Genomic DNA, 17,638 nt, shown 5'->3' with positions numbered 1-17,638 from the left:
GCCCCTCGCGTCGAGCTGGTCGGCCACGCCCGCTGATTTGCCAGGCTGGCAAGCTCCCTTGCCGCCTATGGGAAGGCGTCCCACTCTTTGAGCATGACGAACATTCAGGAAGCCTCACCCAGGCGCGCCGCGCTCGGCGGGCAAGAGGAGTACGACGTTCTGGTGGTCGGCGGCGGCCTGTCGGGCTTGGGCGCCGCCCTCACGCTGGTTCGGGCGCGCCGTTCGGTCCTCGTCGTGGACGCCGGTCATCCGCGCAACGCCCCGGCGGCGCACGCCCACGGGTATCTCACCCGCGACGGCGTGCCCCCGCTCGACCTGTTGAAGATCGGCCGAAGCGAAGTGCGTGGCTACGGCGGCACGATCATCGAGGGCGAGGTCACCTCGCTGGAGCGGCCGGCAGACGGCGGGTTCCAGGTCGCCCTGTCCGACGGCACCGGCTACCGGGCGCGCCGGGTGCTGGTGACCACCGGCCTGGCCGACGAATTGCCCGACATCCCGGGGCTGCGCGATCGGTGGGGGCGCGATGTGGTGCACTGCCCGTACTGCTTCGGCTGGGAGGTGCGCGACCGGCCGCTCGCCGTGCTTGCCACCGGTCCGGTGGCCGCGATGCAGGCACTGATGTGGCGGCAGTGGAGCGACGATGTGATCCTCTTGCAGCACACCGCACCCGAACCGACCAGTGAGCAGCGGGAACAGCTGACCGCCCGCGGCATCAGTGTGGTGGAGGGCGAGGTGGTCGGCATCGAGGTCAAGGACGACGGCATCACCGGGGTGCGCTTGGGCTCGGGGGAGATCATCCCGCGTGGTGTCGTGGTGGTCGGTCCGTGGTTCGCCGCCCGGCACGGGCTGCTCGACGGGTTGGGCGTCACCGTTGTGGAACACCCGGCCGGCATCGGCGAACAGGTGAAGGCCGAGCCGACCGGGCTTGCGGCACCAGGGGTGTATGTCGCGGGCAACGTCACCGACGTCACCGCCGGCGTGATGCAGTCCGCCGCGTCCGGTGTGACCGCGGCGGCGGCGATCAACGCCGACCTGACCACCGAGGACACCGCCCGCGCGGTCGCCCACTCCTGATGCCATAACGCCACACGCCTGCCTTCTCGCCGGGCGGACTGATGACCGCCTAGCCGTCCGGCACGTTGATCTCAGACCCTCTTCAACACCTTTGCGAGTATCGCCATGCCCGAAAACAGCAGTCCAGTCCCGGACGCTCTGTCCGCGGGACCGGCCGCCCGGCCGCAAGCACCGGCGGCCGACCCGCGCCGGTGGTTGGCTCTGGCCCTTATCGCCGTCTCGACCCTGATGGTCGTGCTCGACTCCTCAATCGTCACCATCGCCATGCCGCACGCGCAGGCTGATCTGCACATCTCTGCCAACAGCCGGCAGTGGGTGGTCACCGCCTACACGCTCGCGTTCGGCGGACTACTGCTGATCGGCGGGCGGATCGCCGACTTCGCCGGACGCAAGCGCGCCTTCCTGATCGGCCTGCTCGGGTTCGCCGCGGCTTCGGCGATCGGCGGCGCCGCGGTCAACGAGGCGATGCTGTTCGGCGCGCGAGCTCTGCAGGGAGCATTCGCCGCTTTGCTCGCTCCCGCTGCCCTGTCCCTGGTCGCGGTCACCTTCACCGAGCCGGCCGAGCGGGCCAGGGCCTTCGGCGTGTACGGCGCGGTGCAGGGCGCCGGAGGCGCCGTCGGATTGATCCTCGGCGGGGTTCTGACCGAGTACGCGGACTGGCGCTGGTGCCTGTTCGTCAATGTTCCGCTCGCGATCGCCGTGGCGGTGTTCGCGCCGTCGACCATTCGCGAGAGCCGTGCCGAGGGCGATCGCCGCTACGACGTGCCCGGCGCGATCCTTGCCACCGGCGGGCTCACCGCGCTGGTGTACGGGCTCACCGAGGCCGCGAGCAGCGGCGTGGGCCGGCTCGCTCCCGTGACCGTGATCCTGCTCGCGTCCGCCGTGGTGTTGCTGGCCGCCTTCGTCGTACGCGAGGCGCGCACCAGCCACCCTCTGCTGCCGCTGCGGGTGGTGCTGGACCGGAACCGGGGCGGCATGCTGCTGGCCTCGCTGCTCATCTTCGCGGGAATGTTCGGGATCTTCCTGTTCCTGACGTACTTCTTCCAGGTCAATCTCGGCTACAACCCGCTCGTGGCGGCCCTGGCGTTCCTGCCGTTCAGTAGCGGCATCATCTTGACCGCGACCCTCGTCTCCAGGCTGCTGAATCGCTTCGGGCCCAAACCGCTGCTGGTGACGGGAACGGCGCTCGGCACGGCAGGCCTGCTGCTGCTGACCACTCTGGACGAGGGTTCGGGCTGGGTCGGCGGGGTGCTGCCGTCAGAAATCGTGATGAGCATCGGCCTGGGCATGGTCTTCGTTCCCATCTCCACCGTCGCGATGCACGGCATCGCGCCGCATGACGCGGGCGTCGCCAGCGCGGTGATCAACGCCACTCAGCAGGTGGGCGGTGCGCTGGGAACGGCGCTGCTCAACACCCTGTACGTCGCGGCGTTCAGCGGTTACCTGGCCTCCCATGCCCCCGCCAACGCCCAGAAGGTGCAACTGGGCGCGTACCTGCACGGCTACCACGTCGCGTTCGCCGCAGGCGGCGGCATCCTCGCGTTGGCGCTGGTGGTCTTCATCGTCTCGATCAACGCCGACCGCACCACCCCCGCCGACACCGTGTAACGGCACGCGACCGCACGACACATTTCGCGCCTTCCATGATTTTTCACCGACTTTCGGGAGCTCGGGAGGAGCGTCGATGACCAATACGCAAACGAGCTACTCGAGAGACTTCGCTCCATCGAGAGAGAGGTATCACCATGACAACCACCAACGCCGACAACAACGCCCAGTTCGTCCAGGAGTGGCGCGAATGGAGGGCAGGCTGGGAACAGTTCCTGACGGCGCCCTTCGGCTGGCTCGCTGCGACCGCCTTGAACTGGGTGGATGCGGAGCCGCGGCAATACCCTAGCCTGCCGGGCCTGTGGTGGCAGGAAGGCAAGAAGCTCTTCGTCGATCCGCAAGGGCAGACGATGTCCTACGAAGGCGAGTCCTTCACCGAGGTCCGCGGTCTGGATCTGAGTGAGGCTCCGGATGACGTCCGGATCACCGTCGGCGATCTACAGGTAGGAGTCACCTACCGGGATCAGTACCTGGTCGTGACGTACGACCCGCAAGCGCCGGCGCGTAACGATTTCCGCGGTGTGCCGGTCTACGAGCCCGAACCTCGCTTTGTACTGAAGGGGCGATTCGAACCCTATGAAGAAACGAAGTCGGTGTCACTCGACAGTGTGGAGACCGACAGTCACGTCTACGACTCGCCCGGCATCGTCAGGTTCTCCTATGGCGACGAGGAGTACGCCCTCTCTCTCACCAGTTCGGTGAACGGGATGGCGGCGGTGTTCACCGACGCGACCAGTGGTGTCACCACCTACGGCGCGTGCCGATCGCTGCTGATTCCCGAGCCTGACGGGGACGGAACGGTCGTGCTGGACTTCAATCGCGCGCTCAACCTCCCGTGCGCGTTCAATTACCTGCCCGTCTGCCCGGTGGCTCCGCCGGAGAACCGACTTCCCTTCGCCATCGAGGCGGGCGAGCAGACCCCTTACGAAACATCGAAGTGAATCTCGCGCCGAGCACCGTTGGTCCTCGGTGCACATTCGGCCTGTAATCTTCACCGGGAAAGTGCCTTCCGGTCTCGGCATGGTTTAGGCGTCGCAATCCAAACCCTTCCAGGTCGGAGGCACTTTTCTCATGTAAACGATCAGACTGGTCTAACTTCCTGTGACATCACAAGGTTGAGGTGGGCGCGCTGGCCGGCCGTAGCGCCAAAGCGGCTGCGCATGCCGATTCCGCAGCGGAGTCGATCAGGACCAACGGGGGGAACATGCTCGGCTGTTCATCTGTCCCGGGCTTATTACGAACTATATTGGGACGATCGAGTGTTGATACTCTGCCGACATTCCGGTCAGTGTGCGAGCGAACCTGGCGTCGGAACCATCAATAGATAGATAGCCACAAGAGACACGGCGATTATGACTATCGACCACAGCGGGAATGCGTTCATAAAGGCGAACTGGCCGGCGATGGCAAGCAGCATGAGTGCGATTCCTGCCGTTCTCGCCCACGCTCGTCTTGTAAAAATAGAAACACCGACGAAGATCTGCAAGATTCCCATAATGATCCAGATCCAGCCCCAGGCAGTGAAATCAAAGATGAGTAGCTTGCTCGATGGGACCAGATAGAGGGTCCTCTTAGTCAAAGAGGTAAGGCCATCCACTATGTTGAAGAAGCCAACTATCCCAATCAGAAAACCGGCGAATGACAACAAGCCCGATGTGAGCGGTTCGCGGGAAGTGTGACCTCCGGCAGTACCCGGCATGGCAGCCCTCCGTCGACAGGCCTGTACAGCAACCCCGTTCCCTGCCCGCTGTCCGCCCTAAACGGCACCAGTCATTAGATAGCCGATTCCATGGGATGGTCTTGACACATCGAGACGATCCGCGGGCAGCCGACCAGCGGCGCGGCCACCGCGGGCAAGATCGTGACGCCGTTCGAAAATCGCTCGGTAGCTGGGCACCGTGTCAGATGCTCCGAAATGCTCGCCGATCCAGGTGCGCGTCTTCGGGATCACTAGCCTCGATGTTTCGTGAGTCCGGTTGGTCACGTAGCGTCCCGACGGGCCCTTGTTTTCAGTGGGTTAGTCGTGCTGGTGGCCCAGCTGTCGCGCCGGGTAGGCGGGGTTCCGGGGTCCGAGGTGTTTCCTTCCTGGGGTTGTTGGGACGTTGAGGCTGGTCACTGCGCTGGTAGCGCCTGTAGAGAGGCGATCGCCGAGTCGATCAGGTCGGCCCACGGCCAGGCGGGACAGACGGAGCGTCGTCCGTCCTTGACCAGGCGTCCGGCGGCAGAGAAAAGGCGAAGGCGTAGCCGTTCGGGATCCCAACGCCGTCCTGGCTGGTCGGATCATGCAACCGCCCGCGGCGACCGCCAACCGCTGCAACACCGCCTACAAGCCCTGCTCCGGGCCGGTCGCCCGCAGGTCTTCAGCAACAGCAGGCCGCCGCCTGGCAGACGATGCCAGTACCGTCCGATGACACAACGACCTTGGCTTTCCGGCCGATTTTTTCCCCCGAAAAGTGCGTTCCCGGCATGGGCTGCATCGTGACTTTGCAATCCCGATCTTTCCAGGCCAGAGTCGCTTTTCTCATGTCAACGATCAGACACTGCCCGCCTCAGATGAAAGCGTGAGGTTAGTCACAAGCGTGCACCGCCGCGCGGAGTTCAGGGCGCCCAAGATCGCGCCCGCGCGAACAACAAGATTCGGCGACACCCGCGAACTGATCCGGTCCGCAGGCAGGTGGGGGGAATCCGAAGTTGTAGTTCGTGAACCGGCAGGTCGGCGCACCGTTCCAGCCACTGCGGCGCCATCCGAGGTGAGAGAGGATCTCCGACCTGGTGCTCCAGCCGCAACTTGGAGATCTTGGGCTGGTGATGGCCGACGTGAGACGGCCATCGCTGTGCCTGGTGCGGGATGCGCTGTGCCGGCAGGCGGGCGAGCGGCTGCTGTCGCTCGGGTGGGTCACCGGGGGTCGCCCACACCCGCCTGACATTCCTCACCGCGCCGGCGACGCCGCCACCAAGCCCGTACCCGCCGCTGCCACTACCACCGCCGGCAACGCCTCATCGATCATTGAACACGGCTGAAGTACTAGCCGCCCGCGACGCTTCACTGTGCTGAATTCCCCACAAGGCACCGTGCCCTTCCGAGGTCGGCGGGCCGGTGCCCATGCCGTTAAAAGGGCGTTAAGGGGGCGAGGGGCGGCGCTAAGAGAGTGTCAACGACCGTCTTAGCGGCCTATTTCAGCAGTTAACTCCTGGCTTAGCCCCCCGATGAGGGGACCGATGGGCGGCATGTCCATCGTCACGTCCAGGAGGGTGCGATGACGCGCCTCGAATGTTCCGCGTGGCCGCTCGCGGGTGGCAGTGCGAGTGTGTTCGCGCTTGCCGTCGTGCTGGATCGGCTGCCGTGGCAGGTGGCGTTCGGTGCCGTGACCCTGGCGGTCGCGGCCTGGGCATGGCCGAGTCCGCCGGTCGCGGGTGCCGGTGTCGGCGCCGTCGCCTGGCTGTGCGTCACCGGCTTCGACGTGCACCACTTCGGCGACATCGAGATAACCGGGAGCGGCGACGCCGCGCGCGCCGGGGTGCTCGTGCTCGCCGGTGTTCTGGTGGCCTCGGTGCGCGTGCTCGCCGAGGCGTACGGCCGGCGCCGGCGCACGGACCCGCTCTGGGCCGAGTTTCACGCGACCGCGCCGAAGCCCGAGGACGTCCCCGCGATCGGGCGCGAAGAGGCCGCACCCCGTACATCCGACAGAGGAACCGAGTGATGGCCGACCTGGTCTACGTCGTGCTGACAGTGGCGATCTTCGCGCTGTTCACCCTGGTCGTGAAGGCGGTGGAGCGGCTGTGAGACTCATGAGCCGCGACCTGAACCGATCGCACACGGTGGCGGCGCGATGACCGCGGAGAACCTGATCGGGCTCGTCCTGTCCGTCGCGCTGTTCGTCTTCATGATCGTCGCCCTACTGTTCCCGGAGCGCTTCTAGATGAGCACCACGACCGCGGGGATCTGTTTCGCCGGATCCCTCGTCCTCGCTCTGGCCGTCGCGTACCGGCCGCTGGGCGACCACATGTACCGGGTGTTCACCGGCACCAGGCACGCGCGCGCCGAGAAGCTGATCTACCGGCTGATCGGCGTACGGCCCGACGCCGAGCAGACCTGGGGCGTGTACGCCCGTGGAGTGCTGGCCTTCTCGGTCGTCTCCATCCTGTTCCTGTACGTCCTGCAGCGCGTGCAGAACCATCTCATGCTGAGCCTCGGCTTCAAGCCGGTCGTGGCGCACCAGGCCTGGAACACCGCGATCAGCTTCACCACCAACACGAACTGGCAGTCCTACTCCGGCGAGTCGACCATGGGCCATCTGGTGCAGATGGCCGGGCTGGCGGTGCAGAACTTCGTCTCGGCCGCCGTCGGCATCGCCGTCGCGATCGCCCTGGTCCGCGGGTTCGCCCGCAAGCGGACCGAGCACCTCGGCAACTTCTGGGTGGACCTCGTACGGGCCAACCTGCGCATCCTGCTGCCGATCGCCGTCGTCGGCGCGATCGTGCTGGTCGCGGGCGGCGCCGTGCAGAACTTCCACGACCCGCACACGATCCAGACCCTCACCGGCGCCAAGCAGACGATCACCGGCGGTCCGGTGGCCTCGCAGGAGGTCATCAAGGAGCTCGGCACGAACGGCGGCGGCTTCTACAACGCCAACTCCGCCCACCCGTTCGAGAACCCGGCGACCTGGACGAACTGGATCGAGATCTTCCTGATCCTGGTGATCGGCTTCAGCCTGCCCCGGACGTTCGGCCGGATGGTCGGCAGCAACAGGCAGGGCTACGCGATCGTCTCGGTGATGGGCGCGCTGGCGGTCGTCAGCATGTCGCTGATCATGTGGTTCCAGCTCGCGCACCACGGCACCGTGCCGACGGCGATCGGCTCGTCCATGGAGGGCGTCGAGACGAGGTTCGGCGTGGCGAACTCCGCGACGTTCGCCGACGCGACCACGCTGACCTCCACCGGAGCCGTCGACTCCTTCCACGACTCCTACACCAGCCTCGGCGGCATGATGACGATGTTCAACATGATGCTGGGCGAGGTCGCGCCCGGCGGCACGGGCTCGGGCCTGTACGGCATGCTCATCCTGGCCGTGATCACGGTGTTCGTCGCCGGCCTGATGGTCGGCCGCACGCCGGAGTACCTCGGCAAGAGGATCGGCAGCCGTGAGATCAAGTTCGCCGCGACGTACTTCCTGGTCACGCCGGTCTGCGTGCTCGTCGGCACCGCCTTCGCGATGGCCCTCCCCGGCGAGCGCGCGGGGATGCTGAACGGCGGCCCGCACGGTCTGTCCGAGGTGCTGTACGCCTTCACCTCCGCCTCGAACAACAACGGGTCGGCGTTCGCCGGCCTCACCGTCAACACGCCCTGGTACGACACCGCCCTCGGACTCGCGATGGTCTTCGGGCGATTCCTGCCGATGATCTTCGTCCTGGCGCTGGCCGGGTCGCTGGCGAAGCAGGGCCTGACCCCCGCGTCGGAGGGCACGCTGCCCACGCACCGGCCGCAGTTCGTGGCCATGGTCGCGGGCGTCACGGTCGTCCTCGTCGCTCTCACGTTCCTCCCGGCGCTCGCGCTCGGGCCGTTGGCCGAAGGAATCCACTGATGTCCACCCAAGTCGCCGAACCGCAGACGCCCGCCCCCGAGCCGCCACCGGCGCAGCCGCACCGGGTCCAGGGCGGGCTGCTGGACCCCGCGCAGCTCGTGCGGTCGCTCCCGAACGCGGTGCGCAAGCTCGACCCGCGCACCATGTGGCGCAACCCCGTCATGTTCATCGTCGAGATCGGCGCGGTGTGGAGCACCGTGCTGGCGATCACCGACCCGACCTGGTTCGGCTGGCTGATCGTGGTCTGGCTCTGGCTGACGGTGATCTTCGCGAACCTCGCCGAGGCGGTCGCGGAGGGGCGGGGAAAAGCCCAGGCCGACGCGCTGCGCCGGGCCAAGACCGACACGATGGCACGCCGCCTGACCGGCTGGGCCCCGGGCCGGGCGGGCGAGGAGGAGCCCGTCCCGGCGCCCGAGCTGCGGCAGGGCGACCACGTGGTGGTCGAGGCGGGCCAGATCATCCCCGGTGACGGCGACGTCGTCGAGGGCATCGCCAGCGTGGACGAGTCGGCCATCACCGGTGAGTCGGCCCCGGTCATCCGCGAGTCGGGCGGCGACCGCAGCGCGGTCACCGGCGGCACGAAGGTGCTGTCCGACCGGATCGTCGTAAAGATCACCCAGCGGCCGGGGGAGAGCTTCATCGACAAGATGATCGGGCTGGTCGAGGGGGCGAACCGGCAGAAGACGCCGAACGAGGTCGCCCTCAACATCCTGCTCGCCTCGCTGACGATCATCTTCGTGATGGCGGTGGCCACGCTGCAGCCGCTGGCGATCTTCAGCAAGGCGACCCGGCCGGGCGTGCCGGACTCCCCGGCCCTGAACGCCCACGGCGTGACCGGCATCGTCCTGGTCTCGCTGCTGGTCTGCCTGATCCCCACGACGATCGGCGCGCTGCTGAGTGCGATCGGCATCGCCGGCATGGACCGGCTGGTCCAGCGGAACGTCCTCGCGATGAGCGGCCGGGCGGTCGAGGCGGCCGGCGACGTGAACACCCTGCTGCTGGACAAGACCGGCACCATCACGCTCGGCAACCGGCAGGCCGCGGAGTTCACCCCGGTCGACGGCGTGACCGCGGACCGGCTCGCCGACGCGGCCCAGCTGTCCAGCCTCGCGGACGAGACGCCCGAGGGCCGCTCGATCGTGGTGTTCGCCAAGACCGGGTACGGGCTGCGGGAGCGTACGCCGGGCGAGCTCGGCCACGCGAGCTGGATCGAGTTCACCGCCCAGACCCGGATGTCCGGCGTCGACCTGGCGACCGGGAACGGCGGCCACCGGTCCCTGCGCAAGGGCGCCGCCACGGCGGTGATGAAGTGGGTCCGCGACAACGGCGGGCACCCCACGGACGAGGTCGGCCACATCGTCGACGGCATCTCGGCCGGCGGCGGGACACCGCTGGTGGTCGGCGAGGTCGTCGAGGAGTACGGGAGAACGACCGCGCACGTGCTCGGCGCCATCCACCTCAAGGACGTCGTCAAGGCCGGCATGCGCGAGCGCTTCGACGAGATGCGCCGCATGGGCATCCGCACCGTGATGATCACGGGCGACAACCCGCTCACCGCGAAGGCCATCGCGGACGAGGCCGGCGTCGACGACTTCCTCGCCGAGGCCAAGCCCGAGGACAAGATGGCGCTGATCAAAAGGGAGCAGGAGGGCGGCAAGCTCGTCGCCATGACCGGCGACGGCACCAACGACGCCCCCGCGCTCGCGCAGGCCGACGTCGGCGTCGCCATGAACACCGGCACGTCGGCCGCCAAGGAGGCCGGCAACATGGTCGACCTCGACTCCAACCCCACGAAGCTCATCGAGATCGTGGAGATCGGCAAGCAGCTGCTGATCACCCGGGGCGCGCTGACGACGTTCTCCATCGCCAACGACATCGCCAAGTACTTCGCGATCATCCCGGCGATGTTCGCCGCGGTCTACCCGGGCCTGGACCGGCTCAACGTCATGCGGCTCTCCAGCCCGCAGTCGGCGATCCTGTCCGCGGTCGTCTTCAACGCGATCATCATCGTGCTGCTGATCCCGCTGGCCCTGCGCGGCGTGAAGTACCGCCCCTCCAGCGCCTCGAAGCTGCTGTCGCGCAACCTCTGCCTGTACGGCGTGGGCGGCATCGTCGCGCCGTTCGTCGGCATCAAGCTCATCGACCTGCTCATCCAGTACCTGCCGGGAATGTGACCATGCGACTCCCCAGCCCTGTACGCCGGCACCTGGCGGCTCTCCGGGCCCTCCTCGTCCTCACCGTGATCCTCGGGATCGGTTACCCGGTCGCCATCTGGGCCGTGGCGTTCCTCCCGGGCCTGCACCACAGGGCGGAGGGCTCGATGGTCCGGACCGCCGACGGCAGGGTCGTCGGCAGCCGGATCGTCGGCCAGGCCTTCACCGACGCGAACGGCGACCCGCTGAAGCAGTACTTCCAGAGCCGTCCCTCGAACGCCGGCGACGGCTACGACCCCAGGTCGACCGGTGCGAGCAATCTGGGCCCGGAGGACGTCGTGGACACCCTCCCGGACCCGGCGCTCGTCAAGGCCGGCAAGGAGGACGAGAACGCCAGGATCAGCCTGCTCACCCAGGTCTGCGCCCGCAGCAAGGCCGTGGGCGAGCTGGAGGGCGTCAGCGGCGCCCGGCCGTTCTGCACCCCCGGCGGCGTCGGCGCGGTCCTCGCCCTCATCGGCCCGCGCGACCGCCAGGGCCACGTGACGCACCCGGCCCGGGTCGTCAGCCTCAACGAGGAGTGCGGCGTGGTCGCCAAGCCGTTCGTCGCCGCGTACGCCGGGGTGCGCGTCGAGTGCGCGACGTACGGTGAGGACTACGCGAAGGGCGAGGTCGTGCCGGTCCGCGGCGGCGCGCCGGCCCACCCGGCGGTGCCCGCCGACGCGGTGACCGCGGGCGGCAGCGGCCTGGACCCGCACATCTCACCGGCGTACGCGCGGCTCCAGGCCCCGCGGATCGCCCAAACGCGCGGCGTGCCCGAGCGGCAGGTGCTCCAGGTGATCGAGCACAACGAGGACGGCCGGACGCTCGGCTTCCTCGGCGAGCCCCGCGTCGACGTCCTCACGCTCAACGCCGAGCTCGACCAGAAGTATCCGTACCGCGCTTGAGACCGGGGCGCGGCGCGCCTGGGCGCGCCGCGTCTCACCGAAGGAGGGATGCGACCATGGCACGCGGGCGGCTGCGCGTGTACCTGGGGGCCGCCCCCGGCGTGGGCAAGACCTACGCCATGCTCGGCGAGGGCCGGCGCCGGCGCGAACGCGGCACCGACGTGGTGATCGGGTTCGTGGAGTGCCACGGCCGTCCCCGGACGGTCGAGCTGGTGGAGGGGCTGGAGACGGTGCCCCGCAAGACGATGGAGTACCGCGGCGCGAACTTCACCGAGCTCGACGTGGACGCCGTCATCGCCCGGGCCCCGCGCGTGGCGCTGATCGACGAGCTGGCGCACACCAACGTCCCCGGCTCGCGGAACACCAAGCGCTGGCAGGACATCGAGGAGATCCTCGCGGCCGGCATCACCGTGATCACCACGGTGAACATCCAGCACCTCGACTCGCTGAACGACGTCGTCGAGCAGATCACCGGCGTGCCGCAGCGCGAGACCGTGCCCGACGAGGTCGTGCGCCGGGCCGACCAGGTCGAGCTCGTCGACATGACGCCGGAAGCGCTGCGCCGCCGGATGGCGCACGGCAACGTCTACCAGGCCGAGAAGATCGACGCCGCGCTGTCGAACTACTTCCGCGTCGGCAACCTCACGGCGCTGCGCGAGCTGGCCCTGCTCTGGCTGGCCGACAAGGTCGACGACCAGCTCGACCGCTACCGCGCCGACCACCGCATCAGCCGCACCTGGGAGGCCCGCGAGCGCGTCGTCGTCGCGCTGACCGGCGGGCCGGAGGGCGACACGCTGATCCGCCGAGCGGCGCGGATCGCCGACCGGGCCAAGGGGGCGGACCTGTTCGCCGTGCACGTGACCGCCGGCGACGGGCTCACCGGCGCGAGCCCGGCCGAACTCGCCCGCCGGCGCGCCCTCGTGGAGAGCCTCGGCGGCACGTACCACCAGGTCGTCGGGGACGACATCCCGCAGGCGCTGCTCGACTTCGCGCGCGGGGTGAACGCGACCCAGCTCGTGCTCGGCGCCTCCCGCCGGGGCCGGTTCGCCCAGATCCTCTCGCGCGGCGTCGGGGTGACCACGACCGCGATGTCCGGCGCGATCGACGTGCACATGGTCACGCACGAGGAGGCCGGCCGGGGGCGCCGCCGGTCGCCGCGCGGCGGCGGCCTGACGTGGACCCGGCAGGGCGTGGGGTTCGGGCTGGCCGTGGCCGGGCTGCCGCTGCTCACCCTCCTGCTGGCGAACCTGCGCGGACGGCTCTCCCTCGCCAGCGACATCCTGCTGTTCCTCGTGGCGGTGGTCGCGGTGGCCCTGGCCGGGGGCCGGTACGCGGCGCTGTTCGCCGCCGTGTCCGGCTCACTGCTGCTCAACTACTACTTCACCCCGCCGATCCACCGGTTCACCATCGGCGAGTGGGAGAACGCGCTCGCGCTCGCCGCGTTCGTCCTCGTGGCGGTCGCGGTGAGCGTGGTGGTCGACTCCGCCGCCCGGCGCACCCGCGAGGCGGCTCGCGCCGGCGCGGACGCCGCGATGGTCTCCAATCTCGCGGGCAGCGTGCTGCGCGGCGAGAGCACCCCCGGCGACCTGCTCGAACGCCTGCGCGTCGCCTTCGGGCTGGACTCGGTGACCCTGCTCGAACGGCGTCCCGACGCCCCGATGACGCCGGGCCGCCAGGGCGATCCGGGCTGCTGGCGGATCGCGGCGACCGTCGGCGGCGACCCCTGCCGCAGCCCGGACGAGGGCGCCGCCGAGGTCGCCGTCGACGACGACCTCAGCCTCGTGCTGCGGGGCCGTACGCCGTCGGCGGCCGACCAGCGCGTGCTGGAGGCGTTCGCCGCGCAGGCCGGGCTGGCGCTGCGCCAGCACCGGCTCGCCGAGGAGGCCGAGCAGGCGCGCCCGCTCGCCGCCGCCGACCGGATGCGCTCCGCCCTGCTCGCCGCCGTCAGCCACGACCTGCGCTCGCCGCTGTCGTCGGCCAAGGCCGCGGTGGAGAGCCTGCGCACCGGCGACGTGGCCTGGACCGCGGGCGAGCGCGACGAACTGCTCGCCACCGCGGACGAGTCGCTGGAGCGCCTCGCCCGGCTCGTGGCCAACCTCCTGGACATGAGCCGGCTGCAGGCCGGCCTGCTCGGCGTCGCGGCCCAGCCGGTCGCCGCCGAGGAGATCGTGCCGCGCGCCGTCGCCGGCGTGGGCCCGGCCGGCGAGGGCGTACGGGTGCGGATCCCCGCCGGGCTGCCCGACGCGCTCGCCGACCCGGCGCTGCTCGAACGGGTCCTGGTGAACCTGGTCGCCAACGCGGTCCGGTACGCGCCGCCCGGCCGGCCCGTCCTCGTGGCGGCCAGCGCGCTCGCCGACCGGGTCGAGCTGCGCGTGATCGACCGCGGGCCGGGCATCCCCGACGCCGACCGCGGCCGGGTCTTCCTGCCGTTCCAGCGGCTCGGCGACCACGACAACGACACCGGCGTCGGCCTGGGGCTGGCCCTGTCGCGCGGCCTCGTGGAGGCCATGGGCGGCACGCTCGACCCCGACGACACGCCGGGCGGCGGCCTGACCATGATCGTCACGCTGCCCGCGTACACGCCGGACCTGGCCGACCCCGTCCTGACCTCCCACCTGGACGCCGTACGGGAGAGGCGACCCGGCGCGTGACCGGGGTCCTGCCCGCGCGGCGCGGCGAGACGGACGAGATGGGGGAGCGGCACCGCCTGTCCGTGCTCGGCGGCCTGGCCGCGCTCTCCCTCGACGCCATGGCCTCGGTGGCGTACGGGCCGGAGGCGATCGTCATCGTGCTGGCCGCCGGCGGGGGAGCGGCGCTCGGCTACACGGTCCCGGTCACGCTCGCGATCGCGGCCCTGCTCGGCGTGCTCACGCTGTCGTACCGGCAGGTGATCGCGGCCTTCCCGCAGGGCGGCGGCGCGTACGGCGTGGCCAGGACCTACCTCGGCCCGCGTGCCTCGCTGGTCGCCGCCGCGTCGCTGGTCGTCGACTACGTGCTCAACGTCGCCGTGTCGATCGCGGCGGGCGTGGCCGCGCTCACCTCGGCGATGCCGGGCCTGCTGCCGTACACGGTCCGGCTGTGCCTCGGGGCGCTCGCCCTGATCACCGCCTACTACGTCGTCCAGCTCGCCACCGTCGTGCTGCTGGCGCCGGCCGCCAACACCTCCTTCGGCGGCATGCCCGTCCTGACGCACCTGCTCGCCCGCGACAACAACCTGCCGCACCTGTTCGCGCTGCGGGCCGAACGCCAGGTGCACCGCTACGGCATCCTCTTCCTCACCGTCACCGCCGCCCTCCTGATCGTCGGTACGGGCGGCGCCATGAACACCCTCGTGCCGCTGTTCGCCATCGGTGTGTTCGTCGTGAACCGGCTGACCCAGGAGGCGATCTCGGCCGCAATGTCCCTCGGCGACAGGGTCGTCGCCGTCCGGGTCGTCCACCCGGACGAGCCGGAGGAGACCACGAGGTTCATCGGGGCGTGGGAGCGCTGGGCGCCCGACGCCGGCCTCGCCCTGGTGAACGACCGGCACCGCCGGCTCGTGCATCCGATCGTGGAGTACGTGCGGGGCGTCGGCGAGCCGCACGTCTTCGTCCTGATCCCCGAGGTCGAGCCCGCCCACCTCTGGCAGCGGGTCCTGCAGAACCAGCGCGGGGCCGTGCTCGCCCACGCCCTGCGCCGCGACACCGACGCCGTGGTCTGCCGCCTGCGCTTCCGCCTCGATGACGGATCGGCCCGCCTGCGGGGACACAATGCGTAGTGGGGGGTGAGTGCGATGACGGGGCGAGGCAGGCTGAAGATCTACTTCGGCTCGGCGCCCGGCGTCGGCAAGACGTACGCGATGCTCGGCGAGGCGGCACGGCGCCGGGAGCGCGGCACCGACCTGGTCGTCGGCTTCGCCGATCCCCACGGGCGTCCCCGCACCGCCGCACTGCTGGACGGTCTGGAGATCGTGCCGCCACGGCAGGGAGAGATGGACGTCGACGCGGTGATCGCGCGGGCCCCCCAGGTCGCCTTCGTCGACGAGATCGCGCACACCAACGCGCCCGGCGCGCGCAACGCCAAGCGCTGGCAGGACGTCGAGGAGATCCTCGCCGCCGGCATCGACGTGGTCTCGACCGTCAACGTCGAGCACCTGGAGTCGCTGGCCGACGTGGTCGAGCGGATCACGGGGGTGCGCCGGCGCGAGACGGTGCCCGACGGGGTCGTCCGCCGGGCCGACCAGATCGAGCTGGTCGACATCTCACCGGAGTCGCTGCGCCGCCGCCTCGCGCACGGCGACGTCTACCCGCCCGAGCGGGTCGACGCCGCGCTGGCCGACTACTTCCGCGTCGGCAACCTGACCGCGCTGCGCGAGCTGGCCCTGCTGTGGGTCGCCGACCGCGTCGATGACGCCCTCGCGCGCTATCGCGACGAGAAGGGCATCACGCGGACCTGGGAGGCCCGCGAGCGGGTCGTCGTCGGGTTGACCGGCGGGCCGGAGGGCGACACGCTCATCCGGCGCGCCGCGCGGATCGCCGCCCGCGCCGGCCGCGGCGACCTGGTCGCGGTGCACGTCGCCCGGCTGAACGACCGCCCGGCCCGGCTCGCGGACGGCTCGCCCGAGGCCCTGGCACGCCAGCGGGCCCTGGTCGAGGGAATGGGCGGCTCGTACCACCAGGTGACCGGGGACGACGTGCCCGGAGCGCTGATCGAGTTCGCGCAGGCGGTGAACGCCACCCAGATCGTGCTCGGGTCCAGCCGCCGGAGCCGGTGGCAGTACATCTCCGGCCCCGGCGTCGGCGCGACCGTGGCGGACCGGTCCGGCGACGTCGACGTGCACATCGTCACGCACGACTACGCCGGCAAGGGCCGCGGTCTGACGACGGTCGCCCGCACCTCGCTGGGGCACCGGCGGCTGACCACGGGCTGGCTGCTGGCCGTGTGCGGGCCGCCGGTGCTCACCGGCGTGCTGTCGCTCCCGGGGGCCCGGCTGGGCCTGCCCACCGAGCTGCTGTTCTTCCTCGCCCTGACCGTCGGCGTGGCCCTGGTCGGCGGCCTGTGGCCGGCGATCGTGGCGGCCGTGGCGGGCTTCCTGCTGCTCAACTGGTTCTTCACGCCGCCGCTGCACACGCTGACGGTCGCCGAGCTGGAGAACGGCTTCGCGCTGCTCGTCTTCGTGGCGGTGGCGGTCGCCGTGGCCACCGTGGTCGACCTCGCCGCCCGCCGCAGCTCGCAGGCCGCGCGGGCGCGCTCGGAGGCGACCACCCTGAGCATGCTCGCGACGAGCGTGCTGCGGGGTGAGGACGCCCTGCCCGAGCTGCTCGAACGCGTGCGGGAGACGTTCGGGCTGGCCTCGGTGTCCCTCTTGGAGCGGACCGGTGACACCTGGGGGCCGATCGCCTCGGCCGGCGCCGATCCCTGCGGGCGGCCGGATGATGCCGACGTCCGCGTGCAGGTCAGCGACGTCCTGACGCTGGCGCTGCGCGGCCGGGTGCTACCCGCCGCGGACCGCCGCGTCCTGGCCGCCTTCGCCTACCAGGCCGCCGCGGCGCTCGACCGGCAGCGGCTCGCCGACCAGGCGCGCCAGGCCCGCAGCCTCGCCGAGGGCAACAAGATCCGTACCGCCCTGCTCGCCGCGGTCTCCCACGACCTGCGCACGCCGCTCGCCTCGATCAAGGCCGGTGTCAGCAGCCTGCGGTCGGACGACGTCCAGTGGGACCCCGCCGACGAGGCCGAGCTCCTCGCCACGATCGAGGAGTCGGCCGACCGCCTCGACCGCCTGGTCGCCAACCTGCTCGACATGAGCCGCCTGCAGACCGGGGCGGTGCGGCCGCTCACCCGTCCGATGTCGATCGATGAGGTGCTCGTGCCCTCGCTGGCCAACGTGCCGGGCGACCAGGTGAAGATCGAGGTTCCGGAGGATCTCCCGCCGGTCCTGACCGACCCGGGCCTGCTGGAGCGGTCCCTGGCCAACGTGGTGGAGAACGCCGTACGGCACGGCGGCGACGAACCGGTGCGGATCTCGGCGAGCGAGCACGGCGGCATGGTCGAACTGAGGATCACCGACCGCGGGCCGGGCGTGCCGGACTCGGCCAAGAGCCAGATGTTCGAGCCGTTCCAGCGGCTCGGCGACCGTCCGCGCGGAGACGGCGTCGGCCTGGGCCTCGCCGTGGCGCGCGGCTTCGCCGAGGCGATCGGCGGCGACCTGCACGCCGAGGACACCCCGGGAGGCGGGCTGACCATGATCTTCACACTGCCGACCAAGGAGGGCCCGTGAGCGCGGGAGCCGATGAGCCGG

The 17,638-nt window shown here is 70.3% G+C and carries 12 protein-coding genes; 11 read left to right on the top strand and 1 reads right to left on the bottom strand.

Translation table 11 applies throughout. The features are described from left to right. The first annotated feature begins 93 nt into the window (after positions 1 to 93). The 3 genes from ABEA10_RS41650 (at position 94) to ABEA10_RS41640 (ending at position 3,623) form a co-directional block, all read left to right on the top strand. Positions 94 to 1,074, top strand: a complete 981-nt coding sequence (locus ABEA10_RS41650) for an NAD(P)/FAD-dependent oxidoreductase (protein WP_345473685.1) — start codon at positions 94 to 96, stop codon at positions 1,072 to 1,074. A gap of 105 nt (positions 1,075 to 1,179) precedes the next feature. Further along, positions 1,180 to 2,682: an MFS transporter gene (locus tag ABEA10_RS41645; protein WP_345473683.1), complete on the top strand. Its 1,503-nt coding sequence runs from the start codon at positions 1,180 to 1,182 to the stop codon at positions 2,680 to 2,682. 137 nt (positions 2,683 to 2,819) lie between these two features. Beyond that, entirely contained in the window at positions 2,820 to 3,623 is an 804-nt protein-coding gene (locus tag ABEA10_RS41640) for a DUF1684 domain-containing protein (RefSeq protein WP_345473681.1), read from the top strand. A 344-nt stretch (positions 3,624 to 3,967) separates the two neighbouring features. Here ABEA10_RS41640 and ABEA10_RS41635 read toward each other — a convergent pair whose 3' ends face one another. Continuing rightward, on the bottom strand, positions 3,968 to 4,381 hold the full coding sequence (locus ABEA10_RS41635) for a DUF7144 family membrane protein (protein ID WP_345473679.1): 414 nt from the start codon (positions 4,379 to 4,381) through the stop codon (positions 3,968 to 3,970). 1,558 nt (positions 4,382 to 5,939) lie between these two features. Here ABEA10_RS41635 and ABEA10_RS41630 point away from each other — a divergent pair. The 8 genes from ABEA10_RS41630 to ABEA10_RS41595 all read left to right on the top strand — a co-directional run bounded on the left by ABEA10_RS41630 (position 5,940) and on the right by ABEA10_RS41595 (position 17,617). Next, positions 5,940 to 6,383: a hypothetical protein gene (locus tag ABEA10_RS41630; RefSeq protein ID WP_345473677.1), complete on the top strand. Its 444-nt coding sequence runs from the start codon at positions 5,940 to 5,942 to the stop codon at positions 6,381 to 6,383. A 129-nt stretch (positions 6,384 to 6,512) separates the two neighbouring features. Continuing rightward, positions 6,513 to 6,602: a K(+)-transporting ATPase subunit F gene (gene kdpF / locus ABEA10_RS41625; protein ID WP_329239982.1), complete on the top strand. Its 90-nt coding sequence runs from the start codon at positions 6,513 to 6,515 to the stop codon at positions 6,600 to 6,602. Beyond that, positions 6,603 to 8,264 carry a potassium-transporting ATPase subunit KdpA gene (gene kdpA / locus ABEA10_RS41620; protein WP_345473673.1) on the top strand — a complete coding sequence of 554 codons (1,662 nt, stop codon included), beginning with the start codon at positions 6,603 to 6,605 and terminating at the stop codon, positions 8,262 to 8,264. Then, the gene (gene kdpB / locus ABEA10_RS41615) at positions 8,264 to 10,438 is read left to right on the top strand and encodes a potassium-transporting ATPase subunit KdpB (protein WP_345473671.1); all 2,175 of its coding nucleotides are present in this window, start codon (positions 8,264 to 8,266) and stop codon (positions 10,436 to 10,438) included. Before kdpA ends, kdpB begins: the two co-directional genes overlap by 1 nt. A 2-nt stretch (positions 10,439 to 10,440) precedes the next feature. After that, positions 10,441 to 11,361: a potassium-transporting ATPase subunit C gene (locus ABEA10_RS41610; RefSeq protein WP_345473669.1), complete on the top strand. Its 921-nt coding sequence runs from the start codon at positions 10,441 to 10,443 to the stop codon at positions 11,359 to 11,361. 56 nt (positions 11,362 to 11,417) lie between these two features. Continuing rightward, positions 11,418 to 14,012 (top strand): sensor histidine kinase, encoded by a 2,595-nt coding sequence (locus ABEA10_RS41605; protein WP_345473668.1) that lies wholly within the window; start codon positions 11,418 to 11,420, stop codon positions 14,010 to 14,012. Continuing rightward, positions 14,009 to 15,118 carry a hypothetical protein gene (locus ABEA10_RS41600; protein WP_345473667.1) on the top strand — a complete coding sequence of 370 codons (1,110 nt, stop codon included), beginning with the start codon at positions 14,009 to 14,011 and terminating at the stop codon, positions 15,116 to 15,118. The genes ABEA10_RS41605 and ABEA10_RS41600 overlap by 4 nt, the downstream gene beginning before the upstream one ends. 15 nt (positions 15,119 to 15,133) lie before the next feature. Further along, entirely contained in the window at positions 15,134 to 17,617 is a 2,484-nt protein-coding gene (locus ABEA10_RS41595; RefSeq protein ID WP_345473666.1) for a DUF4118 domain-containing protein, read from the top strand. Positions 17,618 to 17,638: the final 21 nt, after the last annotated feature.

Origin of the sequence: Actinoallomurus oryzae, from assembly GCF_039541955.1 — a bacterium.
In the GTDB taxonomy this organism is placed as follows: domain Bacteria; phylum Actinomycetota; class Actinomycetes; order Streptosporangiales; family Streptosporangiaceae; genus Actinoallomurus; species Actinoallomurus oryzae.
The sequence above is the reverse complement of the archived record's forward strand: the minus strand, read 5'-3'. Positions and strand labels throughout refer to the sequence as shown.

Coding starts and splice junctions, on each gene's coding strand:
- ABEA10_RS41650 (WP_345473685.1), top strand. CDS start 94: ATGACGAACATTCAGGAAGCCTCACCCAGGCGCGCCGCGCTCGGCGGG.
- ABEA10_RS41645 (WP_345473683.1), top strand. CDS start 1,180: ATGCCCGAAAACAGCAGTCCAGTCCCGGACGCTCTGTCCGCGGGACCG.
- ABEA10_RS41640 (WP_345473681.1), top strand. CDS start 2,820: ATGACAACCACCAACGCCGACAACAACGCCCAGTTCGTCCAGGAGTGG.
- ABEA10_RS41635 (WP_345473679.1), bottom strand. CDS start 4,381: ATGCCGGGTACTGCCGGAGGTCACACTTCCCGCGAACCGCTCACATCG.
- ABEA10_RS41630 (WP_345473677.1), top strand. CDS start 5,940: ATGACGCGCCTCGAATGTTCCGCGTGGCCGCTCGCGGGTGGCAGTGCG.
- kdpF (WP_329239982.1), top strand. CDS start 6,513: ATGACCGCGGAGAACCTGATCGGGCTCGTCCTGTCCGTCGCGCTGTTC.
- kdpA (WP_345473673.1), top strand. CDS start 6,603: ATGAGCACCACGACCGCGGGGATCTGTTTCGCCGGATCCCTCGTCCTC.
- kdpB (WP_345473671.1), top strand. CDS start 8,264: ATGTCCACCCAAGTCGCCGAACCGCAGACGCCCGCCCCCGAGCCGCCA.
- ABEA10_RS41610 (WP_345473669.1), top strand. CDS start 10,441: ATGCGACTCCCCAGCCCTGTACGCCGGCACCTGGCGGCTCTCCGGGCC.
- ABEA10_RS41605 (WP_345473668.1), top strand. CDS start 11,418: ATGGCACGCGGGCGGCTGCGCGTGTACCTGGGGGCCGCCCCCGGCGTG.
- ABEA10_RS41595 (WP_345473666.1), top strand. CDS start 15,134: ATGACGGGGCGAGGCAGGCTGAAGATCTACTTCGGCTCGGCGCCCGGC.